This window comes from Chryseobacterium sp. POE27 (assembly GCF_039727685.1).
Classification (GTDB): domain Bacteria; phylum Bacteroidota; class Bacteroidia; order Flavobacteriales; family Weeksellaceae; genus Chryseobacterium.
In genome coordinates, this window is record NZ_CP152475.1 from 2,826,217 (window position 1) to 2,845,995 (window position 19,779).

Annotated in this window: 13 protein-coding genes and 3 pseudogenes; 5 read left to right on the forward strand and 11 right to left on the reverse strand. The window is 40.7% G+C overall.

What is annotated here, in order from left to right; all coding sequences use genetic code 11:
* Positions 1–133: 133 nt before the first annotated feature.
* The 4 genes from AAHI02_RS13415 (at position 134) to AAHI02_RS13430 (ending at position 3,638) form a co-directional block, all read left to right on the forward strand.
* Positions 134–550 (forward strand): ADP-ribosylation/crystallin J1, encoded by a 417-nt coding sequence (locus AAHI02_RS13415; protein WP_346983674.1) that lies wholly within the window; start codon positions 134–136, stop codon positions 548–550.
* Between the two features lie 10 nt (positions 551–560).
* Entirely contained in the window at positions 561–1,070 is a 510-nt protein-coding gene (locus AAHI02_RS13420; protein WP_346983675.1) for an O-acetyl-ADP-ribose deacetylase, read from the forward strand.
* Positions 1,071–1,515: 445 nt separating this feature from the next.
* The gene (locus AAHI02_RS13425; RefSeq protein WP_346983676.1) at positions 1,516–2,202 is read left to right on the forward strand and encodes an NAD-dependent deacylase; all 687 of its coding nucleotides are present in this window, start codon (positions 1,516–1,518) and stop codon (positions 2,200–2,202) included.
* A gap of 896 nt (positions 2,203–3,098) precedes the next feature.
* Positions 3,099–3,638 (forward strand): RNA 2'-phosphotransferase, encoded by a 540-nt coding sequence (locus tag AAHI02_RS13430; RefSeq protein ID WP_346983677.1) that lies wholly within the window; start codon positions 3,099–3,101, stop codon positions 3,636–3,638.
* Positions 3,639–4,799: 1,161 nt separating this feature from the next.
* Here AAHI02_RS13430 and AAHI02_RS13435 read toward each other — a convergent pair.
* From AAHI02_RS13435 to AAHI02_RS13445, 3 genes are all read right to left on the reverse strand, one after another.
* The gene (locus AAHI02_RS13435) at positions 4,800–5,534 is read right to left on the reverse strand and encodes a DNA-binding domain-containing protein (RefSeq protein ID WP_346983678.1); all 735 of its coding nucleotides are present in this window, start codon (positions 5,532–5,534) and stop codon (positions 4,800–4,802) included.
* 168 nt (positions 5,535–5,702) lie between these two features.
* Positions 5,703–7,532: a hypothetical protein gene (locus tag AAHI02_RS13440; protein WP_346983679.1), complete on the reverse strand. Its 1,830-nt coding sequence runs from the start codon at positions 7,530–7,532 to the stop codon at positions 5,703–5,705.
* Between the two features lie 1,294 nt (positions 7,533–8,826).
* Positions 8,827–9,372 (reverse strand): hypothetical protein, encoded by a 546-nt coding sequence (locus tag AAHI02_RS13445; RefSeq protein WP_346983680.1) that lies wholly within the window; start codon positions 9,370–9,372, stop codon positions 8,827–8,829.
* Positions 9,373–9,678: 306 nt separating this feature from the next.
* On the opposite strand from AAHI02_RS13445, the gene AAHI02_RS13450 reads away from it, so the two are divergent.
* Positions 9,679–10,920: a tyrosine-type recombinase/integrase gene (locus tag AAHI02_RS13450; RefSeq protein ID WP_346983681.1), complete on the forward strand. Its 1,242-nt coding sequence runs from the start codon at positions 9,679–9,681 to the stop codon at positions 10,918–10,920.
* A 1,171-nt stretch (positions 10,921–12,091) separates the two neighbouring features.
* Here AAHI02_RS13450 and AAHI02_RS13455 read toward each other — a convergent pair.
* The 8 genes and pseudogenes from AAHI02_RS13455 to AAHI02_RS13490 form a co-directional block, all read right to left on the reverse strand.
* The gene (locus tag AAHI02_RS13455; protein WP_346983682.1) at positions 12,092–12,538 is read right to left on the reverse strand and encodes a GatB/YqeY domain-containing protein; all 447 of its coding nucleotides are present in this window, start codon (positions 12,536–12,538) and stop codon (positions 12,092–12,094) included.
* Positions 12,539–12,628: 90 nt separating this feature from the next.
* A complete protein-coding gene (locus AAHI02_RS13460; protein ID WP_346983683.1) occupies positions 12,629–13,429 on the reverse strand; it encodes a hypothetical protein in 801 nt (266 codons plus the stop codon).
* Positions 13,430–13,553: 124 nt separating this feature from the next.
* A pseudogene (gene ftsZ, locus AAHI02_RS13465) lies at positions 13,554–14,531 on the reverse strand (cell division protein FtsZ); the annotation flags it as partial.
* Positions 14,532–14,622: 91 nt separating this feature from the next.
* Positions 14,623–16,012, reverse strand: a pseudogene (ftsA, locus tag AAHI02_RS13470) (cell division protein FtsA).
* A gap of 20 nt (positions 16,013–16,032) precedes the next feature.
* Positions 16,033–16,992: a cell division protein FtsQ gene (locus AAHI02_RS13475; protein WP_346983684.1), complete on the reverse strand. Its 960-nt coding sequence runs from the start codon at positions 16,990–16,992 to the stop codon at positions 16,033–16,035.
* 221 nt (positions 16,993–17,213) lie between these two features.
* Positions 17,214–17,597, reverse strand: coding sequence for a GxxExxY protein (locus tag AAHI02_RS13480; RefSeq protein WP_346983685.1), 384 nt, complete (start codon positions 17,595–17,597; stop codon positions 17,214–17,216).
* 147 nt (positions 17,598–17,744) lie between these two features.
* A pseudogene (gene murC / locus AAHI02_RS13485) lies at positions 17,745–19,119 on the reverse strand (UDP-N-acetylmuramate--L-alanine ligase).
* Positions 19,120–19,121: 2 nt separating this feature from the next.
* The gene (locus AAHI02_RS13490) at positions 19,122–19,778 is read right to left on the reverse strand and encodes a hypothetical protein (protein ID WP_346983686.1); all 657 of its coding nucleotides are present in this window, start codon (positions 19,776–19,778) and stop codon (positions 19,122–19,124) included.
* Position 19,779: the final 1 nt, after the last annotated feature.

Genomic DNA, 19,779 nt, shown 5'->3' on the forward strand with positions numbered 1-19,779 from the left:
CATGTCAAAATGTACTATACTTGTGTTGATTCGTCAAGTGGATTATCATATCAATAGGAATGGGCTTTAGCCCATTTTAAAGATTGAATGGTTAAAAGGCTTTAGCCGAAACTTAAATTAAGAAGAAGAAGAAATGAAAACAAAAACGCTATACAGACCGGTCGGGGAGAAAGAAATGCTTTTAATTATCGAAAGCAAGTACAAAGAATTTCCTGCCAGACTGGAATGGCAGCCGATATTCTATCCGGTTCTTAACGAAGATTATGCTTCCGAAATTGCCGAAAAATGGAATACGCGAGACGAATCAGGAAACTATCTTAGGTTCGTAACACGTTTTGAAATGGTGGAGAGTTTCCTGAATAAATATCCGTCTCAAAATGTCGGAGCAAAGAATCATAATGAATTATGGATTCCTGCTGAAGAGCTGGGAGCTTTTAACCAAGCTATTGCCGGAAATATTGAGGTAATAAAAGTATTTATAGGAAAAGATTTTAAGAAGCCGATCAATACTGAAATTGAAAGTTTGATTGTAAATTTAAATCCTAGTTAATTAAGGTCTCATGAAAATCGAAATAATAAAAGGAGATATTACCCGAATTCAAGCAGATGTTATCGTCAATGCAGCCAATTCTTCTTTACTCGGCGGAGGTGGAGTAGACGGGGCCATACACCGGGCGGGTGGATCAAAGATTTTAGAAGAATGTAAAGAAATCAGAAACAGGCAGGGGAAATGCAAAACCGGAGAAGCGGTTGTGACAAAGGCCGGAAACCTTCCTGCTAAATACGTTATTCACACCGTAGGGCCGGTTTGGAATGGAAATGAAGAAGAATGTTCTGCTCTTTTGGCCAACTGCTATAGAAATTCCATGAAGCTGGCTGAAAGCCTGGGGGTAAAAGTCATCGCTTTTCCCAACATCAGCACGGGTGTGTACAGATTCCCTAAAGAATTAGCCGGAACAATTGCGGTTGAATCGGTAAGGGATTTTAAATCTGATATCCTTGAGAAAGTCATTTTCGTATGCTTTGATGATGAAAATGAAGACATTTATAGAAGAATTATTGAAAAATAATATAATCCATTGTGCATTTTGAAATATTTCAATATTTGATTCGTCAATTCGAGTGTTTTTTCGTAACAAGGTGAAGAAAAAATGTATCGAGAACTTATGAATACCACCGACAGGCAGCCCAGCTTCTCGATACGATTTTTTTCAAAAATCTACTCGAAGTGACGTGTGCGTTAATTACACAATACGAATATTCGTCCGTCTGTTCGAGTAAAATTCTGAAAGAATTTTTTATCGAGAACCTATAAGTATGGCAACTCGCAGTGCAACTTCTCGAGTAGATTTTTGAAAAAATCTACTCGAAGGGACGAGAATGGATCAAATGCACAACGGGTGTATTATATTAAAATGTGGGTTATCATCAATAGGAATGAGCTTTAACCCATTTTAAAGATTGTTTACAAAAATTCTTTGTGGGCTCTGCGTTTAATTACATAACAAAAACAAAATGAAAAAACTAACCATATTAACCGGTGCCGGAATCAGTGCCGAAAGCGGAATAAAAACCTTCAGAGACGGAGACGGACTCTGGGAAAATCATAGCATTACAGATGTTGCCAGTCCCGAAGGATGGAGAAAAGACAGGAGTCTGGTCCTGGAATTTTACAACCAGCGCCGTCGACAGCTTCATGAAGTACAACCCAATGAAGCACACCATTTGCTGGCTGAACTGGAACAGCATTTCGATGTTCAGATCATTACCCAGAATATTGATGATCTGCATGAAAGGGCAGGCTCCAACAATATCCTGCATCTGCATGGCGAACTGTTCAAATCATGTTCATGCAATAACAAAAACCTGATTTACGAACAGAAAGGCGATATCAACATTGGCGATAAAGCAGAAGATGGTGCGCAGTTGCGGCCTTTCATCGTGTGGTTCGGGGAAGATGTTCCGTTGATGAGAGAAGCGACCAAAATGGCAAGGGAAGCTGATATTTTCCTTGTAATCGGTACTTCCTTACAGGTATATCCGGCTGCCGGATTGCTCCATGATATCAAAGACGACTGTCTTCTTATTGTTATTAACCCTAATGAAACAGGCTTTGGGTACGGACAAAGAGCCGTTGTCATGAAAGAAACGGCTACAAAAGGAATGAAATTACTGTTTGATAAACTCGTCAGTCTTGCTTGATGTACAGGATGTGACTTCGAGATCCTCAGTCACCACCATTCTACAACTCTTTGCGGTTCCTTACACTCAGCTGTCATTTTGAACACAGCGAAGCGGAGTGAAGAATCTCTAACGCTCAGCAAATGATAGCAACTCTTAAAAAGTCTTGGTGGCTTCGGCTCCGCTCAGCCACCAAATACTTATACTCTCATACTCTCAAACCCTCCGACCCTAAAACACCCACTTTGTCATTGACTCCGTCGAAATAACATTCATCGACTAAAAGGAGATAATCTTCGATTTCCGGTAGGAATCTCGGCATAGCTGTTAAAGTTAGCATGGAAAGATTCGGGCTTAGATTCTTGAACCACCCCGTCAAAAATTCTTTGAATTTTCGCCACCCCTCCAAGGGAGTGGAATTTATAAGTTGTGCTTATTATCAATTGCAGCCAGCCATTACAATAGGGGCTTTGCGTTCTCTTCTAAGTGGAACGGCTTTGTGAAACTTATACGTAATGCTTTCAAAAAATCTTAGTGGACTTCGTGTTCAAAAACAATATGATATACGGTGTCAGGCTGAGCCTGTCGAAGCCTTAGTTATTAGGATGTGAGTATTATACTGGCCCTTCGACAAGCTCAGGGTGACAGGAGTGCATAGCTTCGGTGGCAGGCACCAATGTATATGAAAAGCATGATTTTAGAAGTGTGGATTAGCTATCATTTGCTGAGCAGAGCGCCATTGCGAACGAAAAAATAAACACCATCATTTAAATAAAACCTTGCGCTCGTAGCGTTAAAATTCATTTCGAGGCCCTCAGTCACCACCAGTGGCTGTCAGACACAATTGGTAAGAAGACAGGATATTGAAAAATTATGTATTATATTGGAGAATAAATTAATGAAATAAAACACCAACCATGAACGAACAGCAAAAGAAAAAGATAAGCAAATTCCTCAGCCTCATTCTCCGTCATAAACCTGAAACCATCAACTTAAATTTAGATGAAAACGGCTGGGCAGATGTTGAGGAATTAAAGGAAAAATGCTCAAACCATGCAATACATTTCACCCTTGAAGATCTTGATGAGGTGGTAGAAACCAATGACAAGAGGCGTTTTATTTTTAATGAAGACAAAACCAGGATCAGAGCCAATCAGGGGCATTCTATTGATATTGATTTAGCGCTGAATCCACAACAACCGCCTGAGTTCCTTTACCATGGAACGGCGCAGGCCAATCTCGATTCTATTTTAGATAAAGGAATCGAAAAAAGAAACAGGCAACATGTTCATTTAAGCAGTGATAAAGAAACGGCAACAAAGGTCGGCATGCGTCATGGAAAACCAGTTATTCTGACCATCATGACAGGGCAAATGTTTAAAGAAGGAATTCTGTTTTACCTTTCCGAAAATAATGTCTGGCTGACTGATTTTATAGATACTAAGTATATCTTGTAACGCAGGCCTTCAAGTGACCTCAGACCCCACCATTTTACAACTATTTGCGGTTCCTTATACTCAGCTGTCATTCTGAACACAGCGAAGCGGAGTGAAGAATCTCTAACGCTCAACAAATGTTAGCAACTTTTAAAAAGTCTTGGTGGCTGAACGGAGCCGAAGCCACCAAATACTCCCACTCTCATACTCTCAAACCCTCCGACCCTAAAACACCCACTTTGTCATTGACTCCGTCGAATCTTCGATTTCCGGGAGGAATCTCGGCATAGTTTTTAACATTAGCATGTAAAGATTCGGGCTTAGATCCCTACGGGATGACAATCGGAGTGGTAAGGTGGGGTTTCTAAAGTTTATAGTTAGTCTTCACAATACTTGGCTTGGTGCTCTCTTCTAAGTGGAACGGCTTGGTGATACTAAATTTTAAGTATTGGATTCCTCGTCAATTCGAGTGTTTTTTCGTAACAAGGTGAAGAAAAAATGTATCGAGAATGGCATTTATCCTCGAACTCACAAACTTCTCGATACGATTTTTTCAAAATCTACTCGAAGTGACGATAAACTCTGCGTTCTCTTTTAAGTGCAACGGCTTTGTGAAACTACGTATGCACCATACTTTCAAAAAATCTTAGTGGGCTTCGTGTTCAAAAAAACAATGCAATATTAAATTTAGCTATCATTTGCTGAGCATTATAGTTTATGCTGAGCCTGTCGAAGTACCTTTGCGAACGGAAAATATGCGCAATTAATTTCAAACAAAACCTTGCGCTCGTGGCGTTAAAATTAATTTTCCATGATGTAGGGGAGGATGTGACTTCGAGATCCTCAGTCACCGGCATTTTACAACTCTTTGTCGTTCCGTAGAAACTCCCATACTCAGATACTCAAAAACACTCTCACCCTCAAACTCGAAAACCCTTCCACAAAAAAACTCCGGCCGGGGCCCAAAACCCAACCGGAGCGCAGACAAATGATATTAGCCGGACTTTATGATACACTGCTCTTTTGCCGGCCGGAAAAGAGCTTCTTCTTTTTGCAATCCGATTGCACGGTACGGTGCAAGCATCGTGTTAGCACCGAAGCAGACACCTTGCAAGCCTCGGTGTAATGGCCTTGTTAGCTCCCTTGCATGCCCCTTGCAAGCACCGTTGCAATCCTCATGTTTTACTGTACGGTGAGCTCGCGGTCAAAAACAGCGGTACGGGGTTCTTTGAGCATGATACTGCCGGCATATTGGGTTACTACTTCCAGATGATAGGTGCCTGCGGGTAATGGAGGAACCACCACAATAAGCTCCGAAGGATTATTGGTTACCATATCACTTTCCTCTACGATCGTTCTTACATTAGAAGTCGTGTTCACAAAGAATACCCCAACAAAAGGATCGTTACCCGCTACCTTGATCTTGCTTCCGGCAATCTTAAGGTTTCTTCCGGGAGTAAGAAGATCATTGACCGAACCGCTCTTCACGTCCGTCACCTGCAAGATTATTGCAGAAGCCTCTGCCACGCCCAGGATTTCAACTTCAATATTGGGAATCTCTACACGAAGCTTCTCTCCCTGGTTGAACTGAAAGATGATGCTGTGCTTATCTTTGTTAAATGTCTCTGACGGACTATCAAAAACCCCACGAATGGTGGTATTGGCTGTAAAGTAGCCGGTATTAATAGAATACCCGTCACACAGCTGGTATGCCATTTCTTTCAGGAAAAGCTCAGTCGCATGCTCCATTGCCGAAGCAGAAATATCTGCCCCTCCGCGGTTGGCAGCTGACTGGCAGATCTGCTGTACATTGAGGCTTCGCTCACTTGCTGTTTTGGCGGTTAGGTCATTAGGATTGTCTTTGGTTAAAACGTTATCGTAGAGATACGCTTTGATTTTGTGAAGAATTGTTGCCATTGTTGTTGATTTTAAATGGTTGTTAAATTTGTTATTAAATCCTCACAGGTTTCTAAAACCTATGAGGATTAGATTTAATTGGTTATGTAAGTCACGGATTGCAATCCGCGACATCGGATTTCCCGTTATATTTTAAAACCAGCGCGAGCGGGGGCTATACTTCATTGATTAGAAAACATATATTTCAATAAAATCCGGCAATGGTGCACGTGAGGCTTGATACTGCCAAGTTGATGTGCTTGAATTAAAAGTAGACCAGTAGACATCATTAAAAAAGAAGCCATAAGTCTGGAAATTATTACGGTCTCCGATTGCCCATACAGTTGTTTGATGAATATAGCCCAATGCTATATTCTGAGATATTATATATGCTCTTCCGGCTGCGTTATAGACCTTATCCCAAACTGTAGCAGGAATGGAGCCAAGGTCAACTCTGATATATGTTGAACCCGGTACATAACGTGTGGTAGCTGCTCCGCTATAAATCAATGTACCAGAGGTTGTAGATGCATTTTTCCATGTTCCCAAACCATTTGCATCACTCACCAGCACTTTGCCATCTCCCTGTGTACCATCAACTATTTTTATTGCTCCAGATGTACTTGAATTAATCTCTAGCTTCGTTGATGGAGAACTTGTTCCTATCCCCAGCCTATTATTCACGGCATCTACATTTAATGTACTACCATCCACCGTAAAATGACTGGTTCCAGTAGTTGCAGTAGAAGTAAAAGCTAAGGTATTGGCATTTTGTGCCACTGTGGTGTTACCGGCTAAAGATCCGCTTCCTTTGTAAATTCCTCCTGTGCCTGTTGCAAGATCTATGTTGGCTACTGTAGCATCCAAAATCTTATTAGTCGTCACGGCACCATCTGTAATTCCTGCCGTATCAACAGTTCCGAAGCCTAAGGCCGTTCCGCTTCTTCTCAATACATTGCCGTCTGTTCCTGCGGCAATATCGGTTGGGGCAGCTACGGCATTGGTCGCGTTTCCTTTGACGGTAAAAGCTGCCATATTCGCCAAGTCTCCGTTAGCAACGGTTCCATCAGCGATTTTAGCTGAATTTACGGCATTAGCTGTTATAGTGGTGGCATTGCTGTTGGCAGAAGCTGTTACGTCTCCTGTTAATGCAGCTCTTTCAAAGCTTGTTCCATTGAGCCCTATAGATGTTGAACCTGTGTACGTGGTATTGGTATCAGTAGGTGTCACCCATGTTCCGTCTCCTCTTAGAAAAGTTGTAGCGGTAGCTCCTGTAGGAAGTTTGGCAACGGTTACTGCATTATTGGCAATCTTCGATGTTGTTACGGCGTTAGCTGCTATGGTCGTAGCATTGCTGTTGGCTGAAGCTGTTACATCTCCTGTTAATGCAGCTCTTTCAAAGCTTGTTCCATTAAGGCCTATAGATGTTGAACCGGTGTAAGTGGTATTGGTATCAGTAGGTGTCACCCATGTTCCGTCTCCTCTTAGAAAAGTTGTAGCGGTAGCTCCTGTAGGGAGCTTGGCAACGGTTACTGCATTATTGGCAAGGTGGGTCGTTGTTACCTTTCCTGCACCTATGGAAGTGGCTCCGGTATTAGAAATGGCTACGTCTCCTGTTGGAATTACGGCTGTGGCTACATTCGATGAACTTCCCACCAAGATGTTTCCGCTGGCAAGAGAGGTATTTAACGTATTTCCGGTTGCGATCTTCTGCCATGCACTGCCGTCGAAATAATAATATCCCGGAGCGGTAATACTTGCTGTCGCTCCTGCAGGAGCCGAATCGGCAGCAGATGCATAGACGATGAGGCCCTTTTGTGCTGTCCCATAGACTGACGCTGCTGTTGCTGCACGGATCTGGTCTCCGGATAATTGCGGGATGATGAGTCCTTCGGGTTTGGTTCCGTTGGTTTTGGCGGTAATGTCGAGGGTAGCTTTTGGAGATGTATTATTAATCCCCACCTGAGCGAATACTGTGGTGCTGAAGAGCAGAACAGCTGTTGTAATTAATTGTTTCATTGTTTTGTATTTATGTTTGTTGTTTGTATTTTTTGTTGACTTTGTTATTTGAACACGAAGTGCGCTAAGATTTTTTATATATGATGTGCTTTTAGTTTCACAAAGGCGTTTCACTTATAGGAGCTCGCAGAGTTTTTAGAGTTGGAGGGTTTTAGAGTTTGAGTGTGGGAGAGTCCTGGTGGCTGAGGTGACTCGAAGCCACTATTTCCCCTCTCAAACCATCCCATATTCCACCCCAACCCTAAAACTCACCCTCACTAAAACCCTCCGTCACTTCGAGTAGATTTTGAAAAAATCATATCGAGAAGTTTGTGAGTTGAGGATAAATTCATTCTCGATACATTTTTTCTTCACCTTGTTACGAAAAAACACTCGAATTGACGACCCTCGACCCTAAAACGCTCCCACTCTCAAACCCTCCGACTCAATAATAGCTTCGACAGGCTCGTCACTTCGAGTAGATTTTGAAAAAATCGTATCGAGAAGCTTTTGAGTTTGAGAATAAACTTCATTCTCGATACATTTTTTCTTCACTTCGTTACGAAAAAACACTCGAATTGACGGCCCTCCAACCCTAAAATGCTCCCACTCTCAAACCCTCCGACTCAATAATAGCTTCGACAGGCTCGTCACTTCGAGTAGATTTTGAAGAAATCATATCGAGAAGTTTGTGAGTTTGAGGATAAATTCATTCTCGATACATTTTTCTTCACCTTGTTACGAAAAAACACTCGAATTGACGGCCCTCCAATCCTAAAATTCACCCTCACTAAAACCCTCCGTCACTTCGAGTAGATTTTGAAGAAATCGTATCGAGAAGTTTGTGAGTTTGAGGATAAATGTCATTCTCGATACATTTTTTCTTCACTTCGTTACGAAAAAACACTCGAATTGACGGCCCTCCGACCCTAAAACGCTCCCACTCTCAAACCCTCCCACTCAATAATAGCTTCGACGGGCTCGTCACTTCGAGTAGATTTTGAAAAAATCGTATCGAGAAGTTTGTGAGTTTGAGGATAAATGTCATTCTCGATACATTTTTTCTTCACCTTGTTACGAAAAAACACTCAAATTGATGAAACACGCATGGCACTAATAGTTGAACACTAATTCCACTAATGTTATGTGATTTTCTTTGCTGAGATTCCTATGGGATGACAAACAAAGTGGATAGTGAATGACCATTTGATGCCAAGGAAAATCTTCGATTTTCAAGAACTGATGTGTTCTTTTTGTTTTCAAAGTTGCAATCTTACCTCTTATGTGACTAATGTGTCAAAAAAACTCTTGTGCCTTAAGATTGAAGCACAGGCGGAGGACGTCCGAAATGATTGATGGTGATATGTTTTAGCTGAAAAGGATAGTATGTGTCATGAATATATTTTTCCTGATCCCATCTTGCGCTTATCAATAGAAGAAAAGATGATGGTATTGTTTTATGTTGCAGCTTCAGGAGAGAAGTTTCCAGAACGGCCAGTGAAGAGAGGCTTCCCGGGGTGCTGAAGTGATGCGTGTTTTCAGAAGGGATATAACGGAAAGAAGAATTTCTTTTGCTTTCTGCAGAAGGTCCGGGAGCTAAGGCTTTTGATGATGCTTTAATCACCTTAGGTTGGGGAGCTACTGCCTGGCTGTTTGTTGATAGCTGCGGGCGGGGAGTGTCTGTAGTGGTAAGGGTAACCGGCTGTTCGGTGTACAGGTAGGAGCCTTCGGAAATAAAGAGATCGGAACCGGATGAAAACGAAAACTGAGAGGATATTGACACCGGAACAAGCAGTACCGCAAAGGACAAAATCCTCAGGAATACGCGCAGAGAGTTGGGTGTCAGGGAATAAATCATCATTTTTAGTTTTATAGAGGGAGTGTTTTAAAAAGTAGTCCAGCCTAGACTACTTTTCTGCATTAATCAATTGTTACAAAGACTTAATGCTAAATTCTATGTTAAAATCAGGTGTATTAATTCGAGAGTTTCTCAAGCGGTCTTTACATTGCTTAAAAAACTAATCAACTAAAAAACAATTCGTTATTTATTTGGAAGTAAAAATAATTTGTTTACATTTGTCCGGAAAAGTAGTCTAGGCTGGACTACTTTTTTTATGTTAAATTAGGGGTCAAAAAAAAACTTTTTAAAAACCTATAATTTAACACTATGGAAATTCAGTATTTCCTCCCTGCCAAGGGGGAATCGGCCGATCTGCGTGTTGTGGTTCGCGACGCAGAGGGCAAAGTTCATTTTCGCTTCAGAACCTATCTCAGGATAGACCCTCATGAATGGGATAGCGACAGGCAAAGGCCCATCAACATCTACCTGAAAAGAAGCAAAATGATCAATCACAAGCTTGATAATATCCGGATGCGTCTCCTGGATATTCTTAGCATCAAAAGAAAAAGACCGGTTTCGCACCGAAGGCTGGCGAGAATCGTCAAAGACCTCAGCCTGGAAAAGGAGCATGTGTACACCCCGGATACTTTCATGAGCTATATGCACGAGTATATTGCTTCACGAAGAGCGCTGATATGCCATTCTACCTACAAGAGGTATATGGTGTTTTTTCGTCTTATGGGGCGTTTCCAGGGAAAACTTTGCAGAAGGCTTCAGGTCAATGAGATCAACTACGAGTTTGTACGCGAATTCATCGATTTCGGAAAACAAGAAAGGTACAGCGAAAATACCATCTACCGAAGCATCCACTTTGTAAAGACCATTCTTAATTATTTAGAGCGGCAAGGAATGAGAACGAAAGTCCGCGAGCTGGATATCCGCAGGGATGGCCTTCGCCGTGAAATGATCACCTTCTCAGACGATGAGATCAGGAGTATTGAGGAGTGTGAGGTTCCGGATGAGCTGTTATCGGCGAAAAAGTGGCTGCTGATCAGCTGCTATACCGGTCAGAGGGTTTCCGATTTTATGAAGTTCACCAGCGAAAAGCTGATCGAGGTGAAAGGGATCACATGTGTCTCTTTTATGCAGAAGAAAACCAGGAAAGAAATTACCCTGCCCATGCACCCCGCCGTCGTTGAGATTATCAGGAAAAATGGTGGCGAATTCCCTGAAGAGATAAGAGATGCGGTCTACAACAGACAGATCAAGGAGATCGCCAGGCTGGCAGGATTGCACAACAAAGTGAAGGCGAAAAAAAGGGTGTTTCACAGACTGGCAACAGTGATCAAAGAGAAATGGGAGCTGATTACCAGCCACATCGGAAGACGGAGCTTTGCCACGAACTTCTACGGAAAGATCCCAACTTCTCTGTTGATGGAAGCAACAGGACATTCTACGGAACAGATGTTCCTAAGGTATATCAACCCAATGGATAATTCAAAGGTTGTTTCGCTGAGTGGCTATTTTGATCAGGCATATGAGATGAGTAAAGGACCAGTATTAATGTAAAGTATGAGAAGATAACAGTATGAGAAGAATTTTAGCGTAAGAGTATTTGAAGAAGAGCGTAATGTAGAGGAACTCATGGACAGTGATCTTAAGGATGATTGCAGTGCTGTTGAGGGACAGCAATGCAGGAAATAAAGGAACTGTATATAATGTGGAAGGCTTTATGAAGTCGGAAAATAGAAAAATCGGAACATCTTAGCGCCTGAGAGCGGGATGGGAGTTTCATTAGTAGTAGTTTTGTAGTGTTTTGAAAGGAGAGCGATGATGTGGAGGTCTCATGAGCAGTGATCTTATAGGATGACGGCAGTGCTGTTGAGGGACAGTAATGCAGAGAATGCTAAAAGGCCTGTATATAATGGGGAAGGGTTTTGGAGTTGGAGTATTTGAGGGTAGAGTGTTGAAAGGAGAGCGATGATGTGGAGTTCTCATGAACAGTGATCTTATAGGATGACGGCAGTGCTGTTGAGGGACAGCAATGCGGGAAATAATAAAGGAACTGTATATAATGTGGAAGGGTTTTGAAGTCGGAAAATAAAAAAATAGAAACGTCTTAGCGTTTGAGAGCGAAGGGGAATTTCAGAGTGGAGTGTTTTAAAGGAAAGCGATGATTTGGAGGTCTCATGAGCAGGGATCTTATAGGATGAAAGCAGTGCTGTTGAGGGACGGCAATGCAGGAATGCTAAAAGACCTGTATAATGTAGAAGTCTATTGAATTAGGTGTATGGATCTTATAGAGTGAAGGCAGTGCTGTTGAGGGACAGTAATGCAGGAAATACTAAAGAGCTATATATAATGTGGAAGGCTATTGGAATAGATATGGATCTTATAGGGTGGAGGCAGTGCTGTTGAGGGACGGCATGCAAGAATACTAAAAGATCTGTATATTCTGTATATAAAGCTGATTTTATGATGGTTATTAGAGGGTATCATCAATAAAAAAGCTTATATTTGAAAAGATTCTGAAATCACTACCATGAAAAGATTTCCCTCTCAGAACTAAGACAACGTTCAGTTCCCCGGAACTGAACATTAACTAAGGATAAAAGTAAGCCCGGAACTGATAAGGTTCCGGGCTTCTTTAATCAAATCGATATGCAAAGGTTGAATATCCTTATAAAAAAAGTTGATGGTTTTAAGGCCTGTCAACAAGCAACAGTCAACCAACAACTAACTAGGAGAGCAGTCTTTTTGCCGTCTCGGAAATACTCTTTCCGTCGGATTTACCGGCTAAAGATTTTGAAGCTGCTGCCATTACTTTACCTAAATCTTTTATTGATCCGGCTCCTGTTTCGGCAATAATGTTTTTTATCGCAGCTTCCAGCTCTTCTGCAGAGAGCTGCTTGGGAAGGAACTGCTCTATGATTTTCATCTGGGCTTCCTCTACTTCTGCCAGGTCATTTCTTCCCTGCGCAGTAAACTGATCGTAAGAATCCTTACGCTGCTTTACCATTCTCTGAAGAATGGCGATCTCCTGCTCCTCGGTCACTTCTGCGTCCCGGGCTTCCGTTTTAAGGAGTAATATCTGCGACTTTACAGCACGAAGAGAATCCAAAGCCACTCTGTCTTTAGCTCTCATCGCTGTTTTTATCGCTTCGCTTATGGTATTTTCTAAACTCATTTTATTTGGCATTTAGCTATTGGCAATTAGCTATTGGCTCTTTAATCTGACTTTTAAAGCCATTTGCCAGAAGCCAATCGCCAGTAGCAATTAATCTACATCTTTATTCAAAAACCTGTTTTCTCTGATCTGCATGTTTCCGTTGTTGTCAGACAGATAGGTGTTGATGTTCTGATCTGAAGCGTTGGATCCGTCAATAGAGATATTCTTTCTTTTGAAGGCAGGAACAGACTCAAACTCGCTGGTGCTGTCGAAGCTCTGGTAGCGTGAATTGAATTCTTTCAGCTTGTTTCTTCTTTCCATTACTCTCTCCTGATCTACAGTTTTATTCACAAACGTGAATTCTTCTTCCGCAGGCTTCGGAGCTTCCGTTTCCGATTTAGTTTCCACTACCGGCTCTTCTTTCAGATGCTGAAAGAAATGCTCTACCTTCTGAAGAGGCTCTTGCGTAAGCTGGTTTACTTCGCTTGCAGCGGTGAATTCAGCTTTTGGCTGTCCGGAGTCAGACTTCGGCTCGCTATTCTTCGGCTCATTCACAAAAAAGCTGAATTCTACAGACTTCTCTTCAAAATAAGAAGATGCGGAAGATCCTGTGGTCTGCTGTTCTTCTTTTTTATGGTCGAAATCAAACTTGAAAGATTCTATTTCAAGGTCGTTGGCATCTTCCTGTTCTTCATCCAGTGAAAACAGGCTGAATGATTCTTCTTCCTCTTCGTTTCTCCAGCTTTGTTCCGGTGTATGTAATGTATCTTCTTCTCTGTCAGTGAATTTTATTTCGGTTCTGGCAGGTTCTTCTTCAATGGTCATTTTTTTTTCAGGGGACGATCCGAAGAATGGCGCATCATTGTCTTCATCATCCAGTCTGAAAAGGTTTTTTCCCCCCGAAATCATAGCCCTGCTCAGGCACTTCTTCTCTCTCCTGTCTTGTTTTAAAAGGAGATTCTTTCGGTGAATCGAAGCTGTCATTGAGGCTGATCTTGATCTTCTCTGTAGGCCCGGAAAACTTTTTATTGTCGTTTGAGAAACCTGTAGCAATTACAAGAACGCTTACAGAATCGCCGAGCTCTTCATCAGAACCCACCCCGAAAATAATATCGGCTGTGTGTCCGGCTTCTTTCTGGATATGATCCATGATCACCCCGATTTCGTCCATCGTTACCTCTTCCGCGCCACTTCTGATCAGCAAAAGCACGTTTTTGGCTCCGGTAATCTTGTTATCGTTCAGCAATGGGGAATCCAGTGCTTTTCTTACGGCTTCTTCGGCTTTATTTTCCCCTGAAGCTACCCCTGTAGACATTAATGCCGTTCCCGAGTTCTGAAGCACAGATTTAGCATCTCTAAAGTCAATGTTTACATCGAAGTAACCGGTAATTACTTCAGCCATTCCTTTGGCAGCATTAGTCAACACTTCATCGGCCTTTGAGAATCCCTGTTTGAAACCAAGGTTTCCGAATTGCTGCCTCAGCTTATCATTATTAATAACAATAAGAGAGTCTACGTTGTTTCTTAATTTATCTAGTCCGTTTTCCGCCTGCTCCAGTCTTCTTTTTCCTTCAAAGCTGAAAGGAACGGTAACGATCCCTACCGTAAGGATTCCCATATCTTTTGCGACTTTGGCAATAACAGGAGCTGCACCGGTTCCGGTACCACCACCCATTCCGGCAGTGATGAAGACCATTTTGGTATTTTGCCCCATTGCCGCTTTGATATCCTCGATGCTTTCGATAGCAGATTTTTCTCCTACTTCAGGGTCTGCCCCCGCGCCAAGACCTTCGGTAATGGTAGTTCCCAGCTGCACTTTGTTGGCAACCGGGTTATTATCCAATGTCTGGGCATCTGTGTTGCAGATCACGAAATCTACCCCGTGAATTCCTTTTTCGTACATGTGCTTCAGGGCATTGTTTCCACCGCCTCCTACACCGATTACTTTTATTATTGATGAATTTCCTTTTGGCAAATCAAACGAAAACCCCTGTGTCCCTAAATTTTCCATAACTATACTTTTTATAATTATAATTGATAATTGATTGATGATAATTGATAAGGAAAAATCATGTATCGCTTATCACTTCATCATTTATAATTTACTCTACTTCTTCAAAGAATTTTTTTACTTTTTCCATTAGCGTCTGTCCGAACGTCAGTTTCGCCGCTTTTTTAGCCTGCTGCTCGCTCAGTGTCTGTTCCTGCTGGGCAGCTTCTGTCTGCTGTAGCGGTTCATGTACTGTATCGGCTGCGGGAACGTGGGCTTCTGCTTTTACTTCTGCCTGTTCCTGAACGGTCTCCTGAATGTCAGCATGCTGCTTTTTGTCCCTGATCTTTAAACTCTCCATCAGCAATCCGATGGAAGTCGCGAATTCAGGTCCTTTAAGATACTGATTTTTATCGTTCGCTATATATTCATTGGCAAAACCTATTCTGCTGTCGAAACCTGTGGTATAATTGGCAAGCTGACGAAGATGCTTCAGATTGGAACCACCCCCCAGTAAGAACAATACCTGCAATGAGTTTTTTCTTCTGTTCGAATGCTCCGTACGCCTTAAGCTCTGTATTCACCATTTCCAGGATTTCTTCCACTCTTGCATTGATGATCTGTGCAAGCGTTTTCAGAGAAATCTCTTTATCCGGTCTGCCGTGAAGCCCCGGGATCGTTACGTACGTACTGTCTTTTTCCAGCTCGGGAACTGCAGAACCGAATTTTACTTTCAGCTGTTCCGCATGCTTTTCAATGATCGAGCAGCCTTCTTTAATATCTTCTGTAATTATTCCGCCACCGTAAGGAATTACACAGGTGTGGCGAATAATATTGTCCTTAAATATAGCGATATCCGTAGTTCCGCCACCGATATCTACGATAGCTACTCCGGCTTCTTTTTCTTCTTTGGTTAGTACCGCTTCCGAAGACGCTAAAGGTTCCAGCGTAAGAGCTTCCATTTCGAGCCCTGCTTCGCGGACACATCTTGCAATGTTGCGGATGCTTCCCATCTGGCCTACGACAACGTGGAAGTTGGCTTCCAGACGTTTTCCGTGCATACCGACAGGTTCCTGAATTTCTCCTTCGGAGTCTACCTTATATTCCTGAGGAAGGACATGGATAATTTCTTCACCGGGAAGCATGACCAGCTTCTTGACCTGATCTTTCAATGCTTCAATGTCATCATCTGTGATGAATTTGTCCGGATGTTCACGCATAATATAATCGGAGTGCTGGAGAGAACGGATATGCTTTCCTGCAATACCTACCGTCACTTTACGGATAGGAACTCCTGCGCTGGACTGTGCCTCAGACACAGCAGCCTTGATTGAATTAATGGTCTGTGAAATATTATTCACAATACCTTTGTGAACACCAAGACTCTTAGCCTTCCCTACACCGAGAACTTCTATTTTCCCGTGTGCATTCCTCCTTCCGACAATCGCGACGATTTTCGTCGTCCCGATGTCCAGACCTACTGAATACTCTTGATTTTCCATTGTTTATATCGATTTGATTTTTATTCTATTTTAACTTTTGCCTTTGTTTTCGGCTTTTCTGCCGTTGGCTTCTTCTCTGTTTTTTTGATTTCTTTTGGCTTGGTTACTGTTTTTGGTTTTGATGAAGAGGTTGTTTTTTTCGTTGTCTTTTTTATCTCAACCGGCTTTGGCTTATCGTTGGGTTTCTTTACCGGAACAATGGAAGCTTTAGCCAGTTCTTTATTTCTTACATTCAGAATACTGTCGTTTTCTTTAAAATAAGGATTTAAAGTCGTTACGATCTGGTTCTGGTATTTCACAGACACCATATTGTACTTTTCGGGATCCTGAAACACCAGGTATTTTTCCACGAAAGTTTTAAAGCCTTTTACCTTAAATTCAATATTATCGAGATCCCCGATTTCCACTTTGTAGTTTCCTTCGCTTGTCAGCAGGTTATAATCGCCATTGTCCTTCGATATTCCGATAAAATATTTCTTGCTGAAATCATCTTTATCAATTTTCTCAACCAGCTCAGCCAATTTCTTATATTCATCTTTCTGGACATCTCCCGTCACCAGCATACAAGGATGGGAATATGTTTTAGAGATCGGAAATTCAACTCCTTTTTCATCTACATAAAAGTCTCTGCCGTTTTTATTCAGCCTGAAAACAGGTACTCTTTGCTTGATATCCAGATTCAGTTTTCCATTCAGATTCAAATAAACATTGGCACTGTCGACCGCAGGAAGGGCATTGATCTTTTTTTCCAGCGCAGGAATATTCAAGTCGCCCACTTTCCCGGAAGGGTTTTCTTTCTTTACAATCTCCCTGATGTCTTTTTCATCAATAAAATATACCGGCGTTTTCTCGCTCATCTTTACAGAAATCTTATTGTCCGTAATCTTCTGACCACTGAATTTCTTCAGTGAAAAGCTCAGCAGAAACCCAAGAAGAATTACTGTGACGGCAATTTTTAATATTCTGTATTTATTTTTCATTTTGTTTGAACACGGAGTTCACAAAGTTTTTATTTATTATTACTGCTTTTTTTTAGTTTCACAAAGCCGCTTCGCTTGTAAGAGCTTTTTTGATTATGTATATATCCGTAATTCTATTTTTCGCTACTGTCTTTGTTTTTGAACACGGAGTTCACAAAGTTTTTATTTATTATTACTGCTTTTTTTAGTTTCACAAAGCCGCTTCGCTTATAAAGCCACAATTACTTGATATATCCGTTAACTATTCTATTAATTCCATTTTTAAAAAGCTTAGAATTAAAATTTAACAATAATCCTAATCTATAGTTTCCAACCTTTAAATAATTCAATAATTGAGCATTATGAAAATTATCCAAAGCTTCCTGAGCTTTAATTTCTACAACAACTTTATTTTCTACTAACAAATCAACTTTAAATGCGTTTTTCACTTTAAGGTTTTCATATTGTATTGAAAGAAATTTCTGTCTTTCAACCAACAATCCTCTCTTTATCAATTCGTATTCAAGACATTGTTCATAAACCGTTTCATATAAACCAGATCCCAGACTCCTATGAACTTTTAATCCTGAATCAACTACAATTCTTGCAATTTCATTTTCATCCATTTGTGTATTTTTATTCTTTTTGAACATGGGGTTCACAAAACTGTTTCAACTATAAGAGTAATAATGAATTTATCACTCGATTATTTCCACTTGTATGCTTTTTTAAGCGAAGCGGCTTTGTGAACCCTTTTTTCAATATTTTAAAAATTATCTTCGTGTGCTTTGTGTTCCTTTCATCCACTCACAAATAGGGTCATACAACGTGTCAATATTCCCTGCGCCTACCGTCAGAAGGATGTCAAATTCTTTTTCTTTTATCTTATTAAAAGCATCGCTTAATGTTGAAACTTCCTTTTTATCTAAAGTCACTTTTTCCGATAACCAACTTGAAGTAATTCCTTCAAAGTTTTCCTGAAGCTCTCTCGCAGGATAAATATCGAGCAGGATCAATTCATCGGCCTGGCTCAGGCTTTCTGCAAATCCATCTGCAAAATCCCTTGTTCTGCTGAAAAGATGCGGCTGGAAGACTACCAACAGTTTCTTTTCCGGATAAAAAGTTCTGATCGAGCTCATTACGGCATTAATTTCAGTCGGGTGGTGAGCATAATCGTCGATGTAAATTTTACCGTTATCATATCTGTGTTTAGTATATCTTCTTTTAATGCCTTTAAAATTGGCTATTGACTTTTTAAGAGTTTCAAAGCTTACTCCTAACTTGTGGAGAATCGCCAATGCAGCCGTTGCATTTTCTACATTATGGATTCCCGGAATTTCCCAGGCAAAGTCTTTTACCGTTTCTTCAGGAGTATGAAAATCAAAATAGATCGTATCATTCTTCATGCGCAGGTTATCGGAATAATAATCTGCCTCCTCGTTTACAGCATAGGTAAGATGAGGTCTTCCGATGTCAATTCCTTTTCTTACAAAAAGCTGTTTGTCTTCCGGAACCAATGCGGCAAACTGTCTGAACCCTTCTTCAATAGTATTTTTATCTCCATAAATATCGAGATGATCGGCATCAATCGATGTGATCACAGCCCAGTCAGGGGATAGATTCAGGAAACTTCGGTCATATTCATCTGCCTCAACCACAGAATACTGTGTCCCATTATAAAGGAAATTCGATTTAAAATTCTCAGAAATTCCTCCAAGGAAACAGGAAAACGGCAAATCTGCTTCTTTACATAAATGCGAAACCAATGTAGAAGTTGTTGTTTTTCCATGAGTTCCGGCAACTGCGATACAATCTGTATTTTCCGTAATTAACCCTAAAACTTTTGCGCGTTTTAAGACTTCAAACTGATTGTTATTAAAATAATCTAAAATCCTAAGCTTTTTAATAGCCGGTGTATAAATTACTAATGTATCTTCCTTTTGAAGAGACGTGATTTTTTCGTCAATTATATCATCAAAAACAATATCAATTCCTTCGTTCATCAGAGCCTGCGTAAGCTTGGTATTGGTTTTATCATACCCCGAAACTTTTTTTGCCCGAAGCATGGAAATACCGTGCCAGAGCACTCATCCCGATACCTCCGATTCCCACGAAGTAAAAATTCTGATATGTTTTTAAAATGTTCATTTTTAATATTTGTTTAAATATCTGACAACAATCCAAAAAACAACTCCGATTATTGAACAGATTAATATATTCCTGCCTTGTTTTCGGTCTTCTTCCTTATAGACATAAGCAGATTCTCCGTTTGATAAATTTCTCTTGTAAGACATTATGGTATATCCTATTATAATACCTAAAAAGCCTCCAATAAATGCAAAGAAATATCCTAAGTAAAACCACAGTTTCGGAACTTCAGCTTCTTTTGATAATTCCTCTAATCTTTGTTTTGTAATAACCGTGAGAACTTCCGGACTAATTTCTTTTCCTCTCTCTTTTAAAATTTTCTGAGCCAGCATGTAATCAAATTTGCTCCACTCTTCCTTTTTTAGTATAATTTCAATAAGCTCCTCATCAGAATATTCAAAAAGATAATAATCTTTTTCAACATTTTGCACATCATTTTCTACAAGCTTTTCCTCTAATTCTTCAACTTTATTAAAGTCTTCTTTCTGGATTTTTAATTCAAATTCCTGACTGTTGACATCTGCTCCAAAGTTTGAATCTAATCTGGAGGAATTGTCTGCCAATTCATAATCAATATGATTAACTTCAAGAATTTTAATTAATTCTAAAGCATCATCTTTATAAATGAATTTTCTATATACTGATAGTTCGTTTGACATC